This is a genomic window from Cytobacillus sp. OWB-43 (assembly GCF_034651445.1).
In the GTDB taxonomy this organism is placed as follows: domain Bacteria; phylum Bacillota; class Bacilli; order Bacillales; family Cytobacillaceae; genus Cytobacillus; species Cytobacillus kochii.
In genome coordinates this window covers 184,252-199,804 of sequence record NZ_JAYEFF010000001.1, presented here as the reverse complement: position 1 = coordinate 199,804, position 15,553 = coordinate 184,252, and the positions used below count along the sequence as shown (strand labels likewise).

Genomic DNA, 15,553 nt, shown 5'->3' with positions numbered 1-15,553 from the left:
TATAAATAGTATGGAGTGGTCATGAAATAGTTCTTACATCCTGTTACTTGTATGTTAATATAAGGAAAAAATACTATTTTACTTACTTTGACAATTTCCTTATTTCCTTTACATGTTTTCTCACCTACTCTATTCTTTTTCCCACTGAGGCAAAAATAACTTCGAAGGAATAACCATGCTTTCTTTAAGCTTGATTTTCTTTTCATTGTCATACATTGAGACAATTTCATAGCCAATGGAATAGCCAAGCATTTTTGGATATTTCCCCTCACCGAATAGAATTTGGTCATGTAATTCATTGTCTCTCTTTATGTCTATATTGTTTTTTACATATTTATGCCAATAGTATCGTATTCTTTCTCTATCATGTTCTGTGCACCACTTTGAACGATACGATTTTCCACAACTCTTCTCCACTGCCCATTCTGCTAATCCTTCTAATACTATGCTATCCAATAGTGTATACTCAGCCATTTCTTTTTTTAATCTCTTCATTCTGCAGATATGATGGTATTCATGAACAAATAATGCTTCTAACTCTTTCTCATCTTCTAATGGAGCGAGAAATAAAAACATCTTGTCAGGGAATGACAAGCCAGACTTCACATAAGATGTTCTAAAGAATAATCCGCCTTGTGCAATTGGAAATAAGTAAATTGGGACATCTGGCCCTTTCCAGTTTTTTCTATACTTATTTAATAACAATTCAACCTTTTCCCATGTTCTATTTTCTTTTAACTGTTTGAATTGTTCTTTATTCCTTCTATTTGGTGAATACATGCCAAAGGAGGATAAGAATTGGTATAACCTTTGTGGCTCGTTTTCATGGAATGAATCTAACAATGGTTCAATTAACTTTTCTGGATCAGTAAAATGCTGATTTAACCATTCATCTGTTCTAATTACCGGCATATGTTTCTCTCCCATCAAATGTTGTTGTTTATTTTATGGAAGAGACAAATAATCGGTTCAAAAGAAAACCATAAAAATATAAAAAACACGGACAAATTCCGCCATGTAACAAAGCAGAACTTATCCGTGTTTCATTTTATTATTGATATTTTTTGAAGACGATTGTTGCGTTATGACCACCAAAGCCTAATGAGTTACTCATAACAGCTCCAATAGTTTTTTCTCTTGATACATTAGGTACATAATCTAAGTCACAATCTGGATCTTTTGTATTGTAATTAATCGTTGGTGGCAACGTACTATCTCTTAACGCTAAGATAGAGAAAATCGCCTCAACGCCTCCGGCAGCACCTAGAAGGTGACCTGTCATAGATTTGGTTGAACTAATGGCTAAATGATAAGCATGTTCACCAAAAACACTTTTCACTGCAACAGTTTCATATTTATCGTTATAATCTGTGCTCGTACCATGAGCATTAATATAATCGATTTGTTCAGGAGTGAGTCCCGCATCGTCAAGTGCCATTTTCATTGCACGCGCACCGCCTTCCCCCTCTGGTGCAGGTGCGGTAATATGATAGGCATCTCCAGTAGAACCATACCCAACAATTTCAGCATAAATATTGGCACCGCGAGCTAGTGCATGTTCTAATTCTTCAAGAATGAGAATACCTGCACCTTCTCCGATAACAAATCCATCTCTATCTTTATCAAATGGACGACTTGCTGTAGCTGGATCTGGATTGGTAGATAGCGCTGTGTTAGCACAGAATCCTGCAACAGACATTCTCGTAATTGGTGCTTCTGCTCCTCCTGTTACCATGACATCAGCATCACCACGCTGAATGACTTTAAAAGCATCACCGATTGAATTCGTTCCAGTTGCACAAGCGGTTACTGTACAAGAATTCACTCCCTTTGCACCTAATGTGATTGATACTTGCCCTGCAGCCATATCCGGTATCATCATTGGTACAAAGAATGGACTCACTCGGCGGTAGCCTCTGTTTAAAAAGGTTTCAAATTGATTCTCGAATGTTTCCATTCCACCGATTCCTGATCCTACCCAAACGCCAACACGATGCGCGTTTTCATCATTTATCGTCAAATTAGCATCTTTCACTGCCATGATTGAAGAAGCCACTGCATAATGAGTAAAGCGATCCATCTTTCTTGCATCTTTCTTCTCTAAATACTCATGAATATCAAAATCCTTCACTTCCGCAGCTACTTTAGCAGGATATTCATCAGCATTTAATCTTGTTAGCGGTCCTACTCCAGATTTTCCAGCTTTAATATTACTCCACGACTGTTCTACATTATTTCCAACCGGTGTTACTGCTCCAAGTCCTGTTACAACGACACGTTTTTTTTCCACTATTATGTCACTCCTTTTATATCAATAAAACCTATTATATTTATACTTATTTTCCCCATTTTAAAGCGATGGCTCCCCATGTTAATCCGCCACCAAATCCGACCATTACGATAATATCATCATCTTTAATTTTCCCAGCTTCTATCTCCTCAATCATAGCAATTGGTATAGAAGATGCTGATGTATTACCATATTTATCAATTGTTTTTGACATTTTTTCAATTGGTAACTCTAAACGTTGTCTAGAAGCTTCCATGATACGAATATTTGCTTGATGAGGGATAAGAAAATCTACATCCTCTTTTGTTAAACCTGCTTTTTCTAATACATTAATACAACTTTCACCCATTTGTCTAACAGCAAACTTATAAACTTCTCTACCATTCATCACAATGTACTTATCTTGATAGAGATGCTTCGCTCCACTCCCATCTGCTCCTAGTTCAAATGATAAAATGCCTCTTCCTTCAGATACAGGGGCAATGACAGCAGCACCCGCACCATCTCCAAAAAGGACAGCTGTATTACGATCAGACCAATCGGTTACTTTAGACAGCTTTTCAACGCCTACCACTAGTACATTCTGATACGTTTTCGTTTCAATAAATTGTTTCGCTGTAATCACACCGTACATAAAACCAGCACAAGCTGCACTTACATCCATAGCTGCTGCTTTCTTTGCCCCTAACTTTTCCTGCAATAAACAAGCAACACTTGGAAATGGCTGATCTGGTGTGACAGTTGAGACAATAATTAAATCGATATCTTCAGGAGACAAGTCTGCATCCTGTAATGCTTTTTTTGCAGCAGCGAATGCCATATCAGAAGTATCTGTATCGTCATCGGCAATCCGCCTTTGTTCGATACCTGTTCTCGTGCGGATCCATTCATCTGAAGTATCCATTATTTTTTCTAAATCAGCATTCGTTACTATTTTTTCGGGCAAGTATCTACCTAAGCCAACAATTCCAGCATTCATCTTTCCCACTCCCTTTTTCTTTTCCACTTTGTCGTTATAAGAAATTCAACCTTTTTGTTTACGAGAAATAAAATTTAATATCAATTATTAGTACTTGGTACTAATTTTATCAAATAAGCAGGTATAGTTTCAATATTTTTCTTCATAATTATTATTTTCGTCCAACCTTTTCTTTTATTCACCCATATATTATAAGGAATAACCTATACAATAGAAGATCAAAAGGAGGATTGCTTATATGAGTGAAGAACCGTTTTTTAATCAATTTATGTTTGGTAATAGAGATGCTCGTCAAAGTGAAGATTGGATTCTCGGAAGAAAACATCAGCAGGAGGAGGAAAAATCACCTTCTATTTTGAATACAATCGAACAATTAGATTTAGGGGAATTAATGGTCAATATGTCTCAATTAATGGATTCTGCAGAGGAATTAAAACCACTTTTAAAACATGCTGCTCCAATCGTTGAAGTCTTTATGAATAAAAAAAGCTAACGGCGATCCCACGCCGCTAGCTTTTTTCTTATTCATGCTCTTTTTGTGCATCTGCTTTCCCTAATTCATAAGCTTCATTCATCACTTGTGTAAACATCGTCATAAACGGTTGAATCATTTCCATTGATAAATTTACACCTGACTTTTCTAGTTCCGCTTTTGCTTCAGGTAGATATTTCATCGCGATTTGCATAAATTCCATTGTTTTATCATTTGACATTCTGTGATCCTCCTATGATGGTTCTTTCGGTAAATTACCTGTTTCTTTATATTTTTTTACTGCTGCATTTAATTGTTGAATAAAGGTTGGAGATAATTCTGGACTATACGCACCTAATGAAATGACATCATCTTGAAAGTCAAAAGAAAGGTTCCCAGACTGCAGTTCTCCATTATGAAATTGTTCTGCTACTATTTCATACAAATGGTCAACATGTTGAATTGTACTTGTTAATACTGCTGATTTTCCTAAATGGGATTGGTCAGAAACATAACCAATGGCATATAAACCATGCTCTTTTACTTTTTCAATGACAGGGACATTATATCCATCACCTGCTGGATAAACGACATCTGCTTTTTCTATGACCAACTTGTCCATTAACCCCGCAGCCTTATGGGCATCATCCCAATTTTCAACATAATGTATTTTAACATTTGCTTCATCATTTTGAAAGTTCACACCATCAATAAAACCTTTTACTTCTGGCTGCCATTCAAATGCCGCAATAATACCAACAATATTAGTAGATGTCATCTCACCAGCCACCATACCTCCGAAAAAGCCCATTGCATATCCTTCAAAATTTAAACTTGTCGTATTTTCATTTTGTGCGTCCCCGTTAAAGCTTATAAACTGAATGTCTGGATATTGTGCTGATATTTGATTAAAGTACTCTGCATATTCATTTCCATGTCCAAAAATTAAATTGACCCCTTTTTTTGAAAATTCCTTTACCGCTCTTTCGACAACGAGTTGTGAGTTCATTCCTTCTTTATAATACACATCAATATCATAAGTAGACTGTATCTTGAGTAGGCCTTTATACCCTTTCGTACCCCACACTTGATCATTAATGGTATCCGGCACTAATAAGCCAGCCTTTTGCAGCTGACCCCCAGAAAATACCTGTCCACATGACGATAATAGAAGAAGGCATAGAACCAAACTCCCCCACTTAATTAAAGCTCTCTTCATTTCTATATCTTTCGCCCCTTTATGTTAGTTGATTTTTTCTTTCGAAAAGACCAACTAACATCATTCTAACCTTTTATCCTAGTGATTGAAAAGGTTTTTCCGATGAAAGTACTTTTATATTTATGGGAGAATATCCACATGTCTTTTCTGTTGACTAAGCGCTTTTTCCACCGATAGATGGTTATTAATATGAATTGTTTGAGGTTCGTCTCTTAAACTGTTATCTTCTTTTACAGTATGACTTCCAAGATTAATTTGTAAATAATCTACACATTGCTGCCAATGGTTTTCAATTCCACTGCTAATTATTTTTTCTCCACTCTTATTGTTTGATAAAAAATCATGCAATAAACAGGTGATGGCTTCGTCAATATAAACAGCATCAGCTCGCCATTCCTTTTCACTGACACTTTTATTGTGGTTATTATGCATTAGCTTTTGTTGAAAAAGCATTTCTTCCGGTTGAAACGGTCCATATACTGTTGGTAAGTAATAGATATGAGCATGAGAAAAGGTCTTTTGCACCCATTTTTTTGAATGACCTGTATACAACCATTGAATGGGCAAAGTAATCACACATTTTCGCTTTTCAAAAGAAATTTTATCTAAGATAGGAACTAAAAACCTCTCCATATTTATATCTTTAATATATAAACTGTAACCATCAATAAAAACAGTGGCCTCATCTTCGAGTAAAGTGTTTAAACTATCTATATCCACTTCAGTTAAGTTCGCATTTCTCCCAACGGATAATTGTTTTTCTAAAGCATCATCTGCCTTCAATGAATTGAGCAGTAAAACCTCTGTCCCTTCTTCTAACAGCCCTTTACACGTAGCAAAACCTACAAAACTATAACCATCAATTACAACTGCTTGCTTCATACCCCAGCCTCCAGTCGTCTGTTTTATTGTATACTATGCGGAATTATCTTTATATATCATCGAAATCTCTCACTCAAATATGACTTATAACAAACTAGCAAGTTTTACATAACAAAAAAATTGTCTGAGGGATTTTTTCCTCAGACTTATAATATCGTCTCATTTTCGTTGAGAAATCGAATAATATGGTAGCTTAAACTATGCCTTTTCTCTGGTAATAAATAATTGATTGAGACTTGTTGATTGTTTTCTGACCATTTCACTGATAAGTCTTTTAAATGATGAGATTGTTTATATGCACGACTACTTGAGAGGATATGAATGATTTTTACTGGGAGGTCTACTTGAAGGAATTGTTCTTCATTTATTGCGATGGATTCATCTATCTCTTTAATATTACTCACAAGTGCAGCCTCAACTTCTTTCTTTAATTTTTTATAGAAAAATTTATGTTCTTTTTCTTGTTCCAAATGTGTTTTTAATGAAAAGATGGGATTGATAAACGTAATCGACCGTATATTCTCATTCATTTCATTCATTAATGCACCAGCGACAAGTGCGCCCATACCTTCAGCAATAATATGGATTCTTTCATTAATAATTTCATGTCTAATCGTATGGGCATACAATCTTTTTGCCATTTCAATGGCTTTACGACTTCCCCAATTTCGCCCATATAGATTCGAATAAAAGATAGTATAACCATCTCTTCTTAATGCTGATATGAGAGATGATTTCCCTTCATTTTGTGTCCAGAAGCTTTGTTTCTCATCAACAAAATGGCGTTCATCCCCAATGATAAGAATACCGAAACCACTTGGCTTTTCTGGGTAATGAATCATATTCCATTCTGTATGCAGTTGAAAGTTTCGGCTATCCATTTTATTAACCCCTTTACTGTTGTTCATACTAATGTATGATTGTACAGGTAATTTGAATAGGATATTTGCCTAGCTTTTAATGAATTAGTTCAAACGCTTGATTCCAACTGTTATTCACATTTTAGACATAATCCTATGAAAAAAAATCAGTGAATCACGTTTATAATCCAACCATTGTATGATACTATTAAATAGACTGACATACGTATGAGGTGAGTAAAAATGCAATACATTTGGACGTTCATTTGGACATTCTTACTTATGAATATGGTTACTTATGTAGTAAGCAACATGAATGGTGTAAGTTATGATTTACAAACAGCAACCGTCCTTTCGGTTGTAGTAAGTATTCTTCTTTACATTCTTGCTGCTGTCATTCCTGCAGCACCAGAAGAGAAGGAAGGACTACATTAAGAATGGCAACAAAAGTCATCCAATATGGATGACTTTTGTTTTTTTACTTTCGTTAATATATCCAGTTTATGCTATTTTCTACTGGTTCATGATTGTTTTATGATGAGTTTTGTACTGTCACTAGTGATAGCTACATGTGATTTCGCTTGGATATTTCCCGCAATCATTTCTTTTGCTAATACTGTTTCAATTTCTCTTTGCATGTAACGCTTCAATGGTCTTGCACCGTATATGGGATCAAAAGCCGTTTCTGCAATAAAAGCCTTTGCCTTATCATCTATCGTTAAGTTAATTTGTTGATGAGTTAACCTTTGTTGTAGTTCATGGATTAGTTTTTCAACAATTCCTTTCATCTCTTCTTTACCTAAAGGATGAAATAAAATAACCTCATCTACTCTATTTAAAAACTCTGGCCGGAAATGCGATCGTAACATTTCTAATACTTTATTCCGAGTTTCTTCTATTATATTACCCTTCTCTTTCGCTTCATCGCGTTCAAGCAAAATATGAGATCCTATATTTGATGTCATTATGATGACGGTATTCTTAAAATCAACTGTTCGACCTTGAGAATCAGTAACCCTTCCGTCATCCAACATTTGTAAAAGAATATTGAACACTTCAGGATGTGCTTTCTCTATTTCGTCTAGTAATAGGACGGCATACGGATTCCTGCGAACCGCTTCTGTTAATTGTCCACCTTCTTCATACCCAACATACCCTGGTGGTGCACCAACTAGTCTTGATACCGCATGTTTTTCCATATACTCTGACATATCAATTCTAATGATATGTTCCTCACTATCAAATAAAGATTCCGCTAAAGCCTTTGCCAACTCTGTTTTTCCAACTCCTGTAGGACCTAAGAAAATAAAAGAACCAATCGGCCGTTTCGGGTCTTTTATGCCTGCTCTTGCTCTTAAGACCGCATCTGAGACAAGTGTGACGGCATCATTTTGACCGATGACCCTTTTTTGTAGAATCGACTCTAATCGCAATAACTTCTCCCGTTCACTTTCAACTAATTTAGAGACAGGTATACCAGTCCATCTCGATACAATATCAGAAATTTCTTCTTCGGTTACCTCTTCACGTAATAAACGGTTATCATTTTCTTTATTATTCGCCTCTTCTTCTAATTGTTGTAACTCTTTTTCACATGCAGGGATTTTCCCATGTCTTAACTCTGCTGCCTTATTAAGGTCATACTTATTCTCAGCTTCCTCTAGCTCTCTTTTCAAAATTTCTAACTGCTCTCGTTTTGATTGTATCGATTGTATCGCAGCCTTTTCTGTTAACCATTTCGCTCTCATTTCTTTCGCTTGTTCCTTAAAGTTAGTAAGTTCTTCTCTTAGTTTCTCTAACCTACCTTGACTGATTTCATCAGACTCTTTTAGCAGAGCGGCCTCTTCAATTTCAAGCAGCATTACCTTTCTTGTTACTTCGTCAAGCTCCGTAGGCATAGAGTCAATCTCTGTCCGGATCATTGCACATGCCTCATCAATTAAATCAATCGCTTTATCTGGTAAAAAACGATCTGTAATATAACGATCAGATAAAGTAGCTGCTGCAACAATAGCCCTGTCATGAATATTAACCCCATGATGAATTTCAAATCTCTCTTTTAAACCTCTTAAAATAGAGATAGAGTCTTCTACATCAGGTTCTTTTACTAATACTTGTTGAAACCTTCTCTCTAATGCCGGATCTTTTTCAATATACTTTCTATGTTCATCCAATGTTGTTGCGCCAATACAATGTAGCTCACCTCGGGCAAGCATCGGCTTCAACATATTACCAGCGTCCATCGCACCTTCTGTTTTACCAGCTCCAACGATTGTATGTATCTCATCTATAAACAGAAGAATACGACCATCACTCTTTTTAATCTCTGCTAACACTGCTTTTAAGCGTTCCTCAAATTCACCTCTAAATTTAGCACCAGCAATTAACGCACTCATATCTAATGAGAAAATCGTCTTATCTTTCAGTCCCTCTGGTACATCTTTTCTAACAATTCTCTGTGCTAATCCCTCAACAATTGCTGTTTTACCAACACCTGGCTCCCCGATGAGGACAGGATTATTTTTCGTTTTCCTTGAAAGTATGCGAATTACATTACGTATTTCTTGATCTCTGCCAATGACAGGATCTAATTTCCCTGTTTTCACTTCTTCCACTAAATCTCTACCATATTTATGAAGTACTTCATAAGTACCTTCTGGGTTTTGTGATGTCACCTTTTGATTCCCCCTGATCTCTTCAATTGCTTGTTTGATATCCTCCTTTTTCATTAAAAAGAGGTCTGTAACATTCGTCTTTGCCACAATCACTGCCCATAAAACATGTTCAATGGATATATAATTGTCCTGCCATTGCAATCTTAATTCTTCTGCTTTTGACAAGGTTTTTCTTAAATCATTAGTAAGATAAAAAGAATTTAAATCCACACCACTTCCACTAACCCTGGGTTTTCTTTCTAATAAATGTTGCAATGATTGTTTCACATTTTCAATTGTAAAATCACTTCGTCTTAAAATATTTGTAAAAAGATGATCCTCCTGCAAGAAGGAAAGGAATAAGTGCACCGTATCCACCTCTTGGTGACCTTTATTTGTCGCCATCCTTTTGGCAGTCATTAAACCTTCTTGCAAAGAGGTTGTCATTTGATTAATATCCAATCGCAAGTCACACTCCTGACCTTTTTTGACCTTTGTTTTATTATAAAATTATTTCCTACCATATGTAAAGCCATCCACATTTTGGGATGGCATCTGATTGGTTTCATTATTATGGTTTTCTTTGATAAGTCCATAATCGATTATGGTTTGAGTTTTCAGGAAATCGATCACCCGCACGAAGACTTACCACTTGTGGGTTATTCACATTACTGCCAGTTTCTCCAATTTCAATATATTTACCATTATTCGGCGCTTTCTGCCCTGCTCTAAATTGTCGATTTTGTCCCAAAATGAGCACCTCCTTCAAACTTACACTTTTATTATTTCCGCGAGAAGGAGGAATCATAAAGGAAATTGTAGGTATTGTGTTTTACTCAAATCAGATTGCAAGCCTGGCTTTGGCGCTTTTATTGTTGGGTGTACTTTTTAAATCACTCTTACTCCGCAGCTATCTTTGCCCATTTTTCCTCTCAATGGAAGAGCTATACCTTTTTGCTCACCTCAAACTGCCTAAATTCTCTTCTAATGATAAAAAGCACGAACCATTCTAGGAACAGAATAATTCATGCTTCAGGAAACTTATAGTAATTCAGTTAATAAGGCTTTTTGTGCGTGAAGGCGATTGCCTGCTTGTTGGAAAACAGCGGAGTGATCACCGTCAATAACAGACGCCGAGACTTCTTCCCCACGGTGTGCGGGCAAACAGTGAAGGAATAAATAATCTTCTTTTGCACAGGCTACTAGTGACTCGTTCACTTGATAATCATGAAAGACTTGTAAACGCATTTCATTTTCTTCTTCTTGACCCATACTCGTCCAGACGTCCGTATAGATGACATCAGCGCCATCAACCGCCTTTTTCACATCGTTTTCGACGAGAATTTTACTACCTGTCACTTCAGCAAATCCTTGTGCTAAAGCAACCACTTTTTCATCTGGTTCGTAGCCTTTCGGACATGCAATCGTCATATGCATGCCAACTTTTGCTGCTGCAATCATTAATGAGTGAGCTACATTATTGCCATCTCCTACATAAACACAACTGATACCTGCTAATTGTCCTTTTACTTCTTTAATCGTTAACAAGTCTGCTAGTGCTTGACAAGGATGATATTGGTCCGTTAACCCATTAATCACTGGAATAGTAGCATGTGTTGCAAGTTCTTCTATAATATCATGAGAAAATGTACGAATCATAATACCATCAACATAATTAGATAATACTTTTGCTGTATCTGCAATCGTTTCTCCTCTACCGATTTGCATATCATTACTATTTAAATATAGGGCATGACCGCCAAGTTGTAACATACCCGCTTCAAAGGAAACCCTTGTACGTGTAGATGACTTTTCAAAAATCATTCCCAATATTTTGCCCTTCAATGGCTCTTCGGCTTGATGATCCGTTTGCTTCATTTCATATGCCTTTTCGACAAGACCAATGATTTCTTCAGAAGAATAATCAGCTAATGTTAGCATATCCTGTCCTTGTATATCTAACTTTTTACCACATACAGTCGATGTTGTAATCATGATATCGTCACTTCCTTTACATTGTCTTTTTGCCAATCCTCAATTGCTACTGCTTGCCAATCCTTTTCGGTTAAAGCAAGTAAATAGGCCTCAAGCGACTCTAATTCACTAAAAGTGTGTAGTCTGTTTTTAACCGCCCATTCCCGCATACGTTGGTTTTCATCACCAGTGAACGGATTGTAAAGTGCAACAGTTGTTTCATCTAATTCGGCACCTTGAGCATCTAGCAATTTGGTATTTGACTCTTTTGCCAATTTCCTAATTCCATCTGTTAATTCACCACTATACAAAACGGACCGTTCTTTATCTCCATGTAATTGGAACACTTTCTTTAAAGCTTGTGGTAAAGTCGCTGCTAACGCAATTCCTTCCCCAGTTGACTTCATTTCTGGTCCTACTTTAGCATCAAGACCTTTTAGTGCATAGTTAGAGAAAACCGGATATTTGACAGTAACAAATGTTTGCTTCGTATCTTCTGGAAGTTGGTCTTTTTCGAAAAATTGCTTTCCTAATAATACTTTCGTTGCCTCTTGAACCAATGGAATAGCAGTCACTTTACTTACAATTGGCACCGTTCGACTTGCCCTCGGGTTTACTTCAAGTAAGTAAACTTTGTTATCATCAATAATATATTGGATGTTCATTAAACCTTTATATCCAAGCTTTTTAACCATCAATTGTCCATACTTAATCATAAGATTTTGTACTTCTTTCGATAAGCTTTGTGGCGGTAAGACTGACATACTATCACCAGAATGAACCCCGGTCCTTTCAATATGCTCCATAACTGCCGGGATGAGAACATGCTCTCCGTCTGCGGCTAAGTCAAGCTCCGCCTCTTTCGCCTGTAAAAATTGATCTACAAGTACAGGGAATGGAATATCCTTCTTTTTATAAACTTGAAACGCTTCATCATTATAAATGGTTTCCATTCCCATCCCACCGATTACATAAGATGGTCTAATCAATACAGGATAGCCGATTTGGTTTACATATTGTTCGAGTTCAACTTCATTTTCTGCCACGTATCCTTGAATATGTGGGATTTCAAGTTCATCTAATAATTGATAAAATAATTCTCTATCTTCAAGGGTATCAATAGTTTTCGAATCAGTACCGAGTAATTTTACCCCGTAATCCTCTAGCTGATTAGCTAAGTTAAGCGCTGTTTGTCCCCCTACTTGAACAATGACTTCATTCACTTGTTCCGCTTCAATTACATTCATCACGTCTTCAATGATTAATGGTTCAAAATAAAGACGATCTGCTGTCGTAAAATCTGTGCTGACTGTTTCTGGATTATTATTAATCATAATCGTTTCAATACCTTCATCTTTTAAAGCAAAGACACTTTGTACAGAACAATAATCAAATTCAATTCCCTGGCCAATTCGTATCGGACCACTACCAATGATTAAAACTTTTCTTTTATCGCTCGGTATTTGTTCATTTTCTCCAAAATAGCTTGAGTAAAAATAATTGGAAGACGCAGCGAATTCGGCGGCACATGTATCAACCATTTTATAAGATGGGATTATCCCCATTTCTTTTCTTTTATGACGAACAGCTTTTTCATCGACCTGCCACACTGAAGCAAGGTAGGCATCACCAAAGCCCTTTTCTTTGATCAGTTGCATCATTTCTGGCTCAATATTTTCGAGTGAAGCTTGTGCAATCTCTTTTTCTAATGAGATTAAACGTTGGAAAGCTGACAGATAAAAATAATCAATTTTAGTGATGTTTTTTATCTCTTCAGCGCTTACCCCACGTCTCATTAACTCTAATATAATGAAGAATCTTTCATCTGTTTGGCCAGCTAACTCCTTCAGTAACGTCTCTTTTGTATCTTTTTTGATCCGAGGATAGTGAAGATCAAGTCCTTTTCCTTCAAGGGAATGAACCGCTTTGATCAGCGCTCTCTCCAAGTTTCTATCAATCCCCATTACTTCTCCTGTTGCTTTCATTTGCGTGCCTAATTTGCGATCAGCATCAGAGAACTTATCAAACGCCCATTTTGGAAATTTGACAATGCAATAGTCTAGTGCCGGTTCAAAACTAGCAAAAGTATCACCAGTAACTGGGTTAATAATTTCAGAAAGATGATAGCCTACAGCCAACTTTGCTGCCATTCTTGCAATCGGATATCCAGTTGCTTTAGAAGCAAGAGCAGAAGATCGACTAACACGAGGATTCACCTCAATCAGGTAGTAATTTTTACTTTCTGGGTCTAGAGCAAATTGAATATTGCATCCACCAATGATGCCTAACTCAGAAATAATTTTGACAGAAGCACTACGAAGCATTTGGTACTCTACATCGCTTAATGTCTGACTCGGGGCAACAACAATACTATCTCCTGTATGTACACCTACTGGATCAATGTTCTCCATATTACAAATGGTGATACAAGTATTGTTGCTGTCGCGCATCACTTCATATTCTACCTCTTTAAACCCAGCAATACTTCTTTCTACTAGCACTTGCGTAATCGTACTTTCTTTTAGGCCACTCTTAACGAAATGCTTTAATTCATTCATATCTGTTGCAATACCGCCACCTGTTCCACCTAGGGTATAAGCAGGTCGGATAATGATAGGGAAACCAATCTTTTCAGCAAACGCAACCGCTTCTTCCACATGATGAACGATTTCACTTTCTGGAACTGGTTCATTTAGGTCATTCATTAATTGGCGAAATGCTTCCCGGTCTTCACCTTTTTTTATTGCTTCGATACTGCTACCTAAAAGTTTCACCTCATATTTATCTAATACGCCTGCTTCACTTAGTTGAAAGGTTAAATTTAGACCTGTTTGACCACCTAAAGTTCCTAATAAGCCATCTGGTTTTTCATTTTGAATGATTTTTTCAATACTATTTACTGTTAATGGTTCAAAGTAAATCTTATCTGCAAATGCGTGATCTGACATAATTGTTGCAGGGTTATTATTTACTAATATTACCTTATAGCCTTCTTCTTTAAGCGCCGCGCATGCTTGCGTGCCTGCGTAGTCAAATTCTGCTGCTTGCCCAATCACGATTGGTCCCGATCCGATGACCAGGATAGATTGGATACTGTTGTCTTTAGGCATATGCGATAACGCTCCCTTTCTTCTCTTCAATCGTTTGAATAAATTCTAAAAATAAATAATGCGTATCTGTTGGTCCAGGATTAGCTTCAGGGTGAAATTGTACCGTCTCAATCGGATAAATTTCATGAGTAAGACCCTCAACAGATTGATCATGCAAATTAATGAACCTTGTTTTAAACCCAGTTGTTTCTAAACTTACTGTATCAACAACATAGCTATGGTTTTGTGAAGACATCATGACACGTCCTGTTTTCAGATCACTAATAGGGTGATTCGCCCCTCTGTGTCCAAAAGATAACTTTGTTGTGTTCCCCCCAAGTGCAAGTGCTGCTAACTGATGTCCTAAACAAATCCCTAAAGTAGGGTAGCTGGTAATTACTTTTTTAAGTTCAGGTAAGACATTTTGAAGCCTTTTCGGATCTCCAGGACCATTGGACAGTAGGATACCATCAGGATTTAACTTAGCAACTTCATTGAATGTTGTAGAAAATGGCACAGTGGTCACTTTACAATTTTGCTGTAATAAGCTATTAAGTATTGATTTCTTATAGCCAAAATCATAAAGAACAACATGTTTATCACCTTCACCATATGTGTGCATCTGAGGATTAGAAACCAATTCAACCTTTTGATCCTCTTGTTTACTCCATGTTGTTTCTTTTACAGAATGAGTTGACATAGTTGCTGGCATGGAACCAACTGCCCGAATTTTTTTCACAATTGACCTTGTATCCATATGCCCTAGCACAGGAATATTCCATTTATGCAAATACTCCTTCAGTGTATAGGAAGATTGATAATGTGAAGGTTCATTAGTCCCCTCATAAACAATCACTCCAGCTACATGTGGCTTCTTACTCTCAAAGTCTGATTCATTCACGCCATAATTCCCAATTAAAGGATAAGTGAAAACGATAATCTGATCTTTATAGGATGGATCTGTTAGCACTTCTTGATAACCTGTCATTCCTGTAAAGAAAACAATTTCTCCTGCAACCTCATTTTGTGGTGGCGTATTTAGCCATTCCCCTTTATAACAATGACCGCTTTTTAAATGTAGATACCCTTCCATCTTTAACACCTCGTGAACTTCTGTATATTCATTAAACAAAA

General features: G+C 36.7%; 14 protein-coding genes. 2 read left to right on the top strand and 12 right to left on the bottom strand.

The features are described from left to right. Positions 1–129: 129 nt before the first annotated feature. The 3 genes from U9M49_RS01050 to U9M49_RS01040 all read right to left on the bottom strand — a co-directional run bounded on the left by U9M49_RS01050 (position 130) and on the right by U9M49_RS01040 (position 3,269). A complete protein-coding gene (locus tag U9M49_RS01050; RefSeq protein WP_191814889.1) occupies positions 130–912 on the bottom strand; it encodes a DUF2268 domain-containing protein in 783 nt (260 codons plus the stop codon). A 139-nt stretch (positions 913–1,051) separates the two neighbouring features. After that, entirely contained in the window at positions 1,052–2,290 is a 1,239-nt protein-coding gene (gene fabF, locus U9M49_RS01045; RefSeq protein ID WP_095369812.1) for a beta-ketoacyl-ACP synthase II, read from the bottom strand. Between the two features lie 46 nt (positions 2,291–2,336). Then, a complete protein-coding gene (locus U9M49_RS01040) occupies positions 2,337–3,269 on the bottom strand; it encodes a beta-ketoacyl-ACP synthase III (RefSeq protein WP_095369813.1) in 933 nt (310 codons plus the stop codon). A gap of 238 nt (positions 3,270–3,507) precedes the next feature. Here U9M49_RS01040 and U9M49_RS01035 point away from each other — a divergent pair, with 238 nt between their 5' ends. Then, positions 3,508–3,762 (top strand): hypothetical protein, encoded by a 255-nt coding sequence (locus tag U9M49_RS01035; protein ID WP_095369814.1) that lies wholly within the window; start codon positions 3,508–3,510, stop codon positions 3,760–3,762. A 28-nt stretch (positions 3,763–3,790) separates the two neighbouring features. Here the strand turns inward: U9M49_RS01035 and U9M49_RS01030 are convergent, their stop codons facing one another. The 4 genes from U9M49_RS01030 to U9M49_RS01015 form a co-directional block, all read right to left on the bottom strand. Then, entirely contained in the window at positions 3,791–3,982 is a 192-nt protein-coding gene (locus U9M49_RS01030) for a ComZ family protein (RefSeq protein ID WP_191814887.1), read from the bottom strand. 12 nt (positions 3,983–3,994) lie between these two features. Beyond that, entirely contained in the window at positions 3,995–4,960 is a 966-nt protein-coding gene (locus U9M49_RS01025) for a BMP family ABC transporter substrate-binding protein (protein ID WP_095369816.1), read from the bottom strand. A 120-nt stretch (positions 4,961–5,080) separates the two neighbouring features. Further along, positions 5,081–5,842: a hypothetical protein gene (locus U9M49_RS01020; RefSeq protein WP_095369817.1), complete on the bottom strand. Its 762-nt coding sequence runs from the start codon at positions 5,840–5,842 to the stop codon at positions 5,081–5,083. Between the two features lie 146 nt (positions 5,843–5,988). Further along, a complete protein-coding gene (locus U9M49_RS01015) occupies positions 5,989–6,723 on the bottom strand; it encodes a hydrolase (protein WP_307317891.1) in 735 nt (244 codons plus the stop codon). A 222-nt stretch (positions 6,724–6,945) separates the two neighbouring features. On the opposite strand from U9M49_RS01015, the gene U9M49_RS01010 reads away from it, so the two are divergent. Next, positions 6,946–7,137 carry a YjzD family protein gene (locus U9M49_RS01010; protein ID WP_191814879.1) on the top strand — a complete coding sequence of 64 codons (192 nt, stop codon included), beginning with the start codon at positions 6,946–6,948 and terminating at the stop codon, positions 7,135–7,137. A gap of 86 nt (positions 7,138–7,223) precedes the next feature. On the opposite strand, the gene clpB is transcribed toward U9M49_RS01010, so the two are convergent. The 5 genes from clpB to U9M49_RS00985 all read right to left on the bottom strand — a co-directional run bounded on the left by clpB (position 7,224) and on the right by U9M49_RS00985 (position 15,512). After that, positions 7,224–9,818, bottom strand: a complete 2,595-nt coding sequence (gene clpB / locus U9M49_RS01005) for an ATP-dependent chaperone ClpB (RefSeq protein ID WP_322909168.1) — start codon at positions 9,816–9,818, stop codon at positions 7,224–7,226. A gap of 109 nt (positions 9,819–9,927) precedes the next feature. Continuing rightward, on the bottom strand, positions 9,928–10,107 hold the full coding sequence (locus tag U9M49_RS01000) for a YjzC family protein (protein ID WP_095369821.1): 180 nt from the start codon (positions 10,105–10,107) through the stop codon (positions 9,928–9,930). Between the two features lie 290 nt (positions 10,108–10,397). After that, positions 10,398–11,351 carry an ornithine carbamoyltransferase gene (gene argF / locus U9M49_RS00995; RefSeq protein ID WP_095369822.1) on the bottom strand — a complete coding sequence of 318 codons (954 nt, stop codon included), beginning with the start codon at positions 11,349–11,351 and terminating at the stop codon, positions 10,398–10,400. Next, positions 11,348–14,440, bottom strand: coding sequence for a carbamoyl phosphate synthase large subunit (locus tag U9M49_RS00990; protein ID WP_322909167.1), 3,093 nt, complete (start codon positions 14,438–14,440; stop codon positions 11,348–11,350). The genes argF and U9M49_RS00990 overlap by 4 nt, the downstream gene beginning before the upstream one ends. Further along, positions 14,433–15,512 (bottom strand): carbamoyl phosphate synthase small subunit, encoded by a 1,080-nt coding sequence (locus tag U9M49_RS00985; protein ID WP_322909166.1) that lies wholly within the window; start codon positions 15,510–15,512, stop codon positions 14,433–14,435. Before U9M49_RS00985 ends, U9M49_RS00990 begins: the two co-directional genes overlap by 8 nt. Positions 15,513–15,553 lie beyond the last annotated feature (41 nt).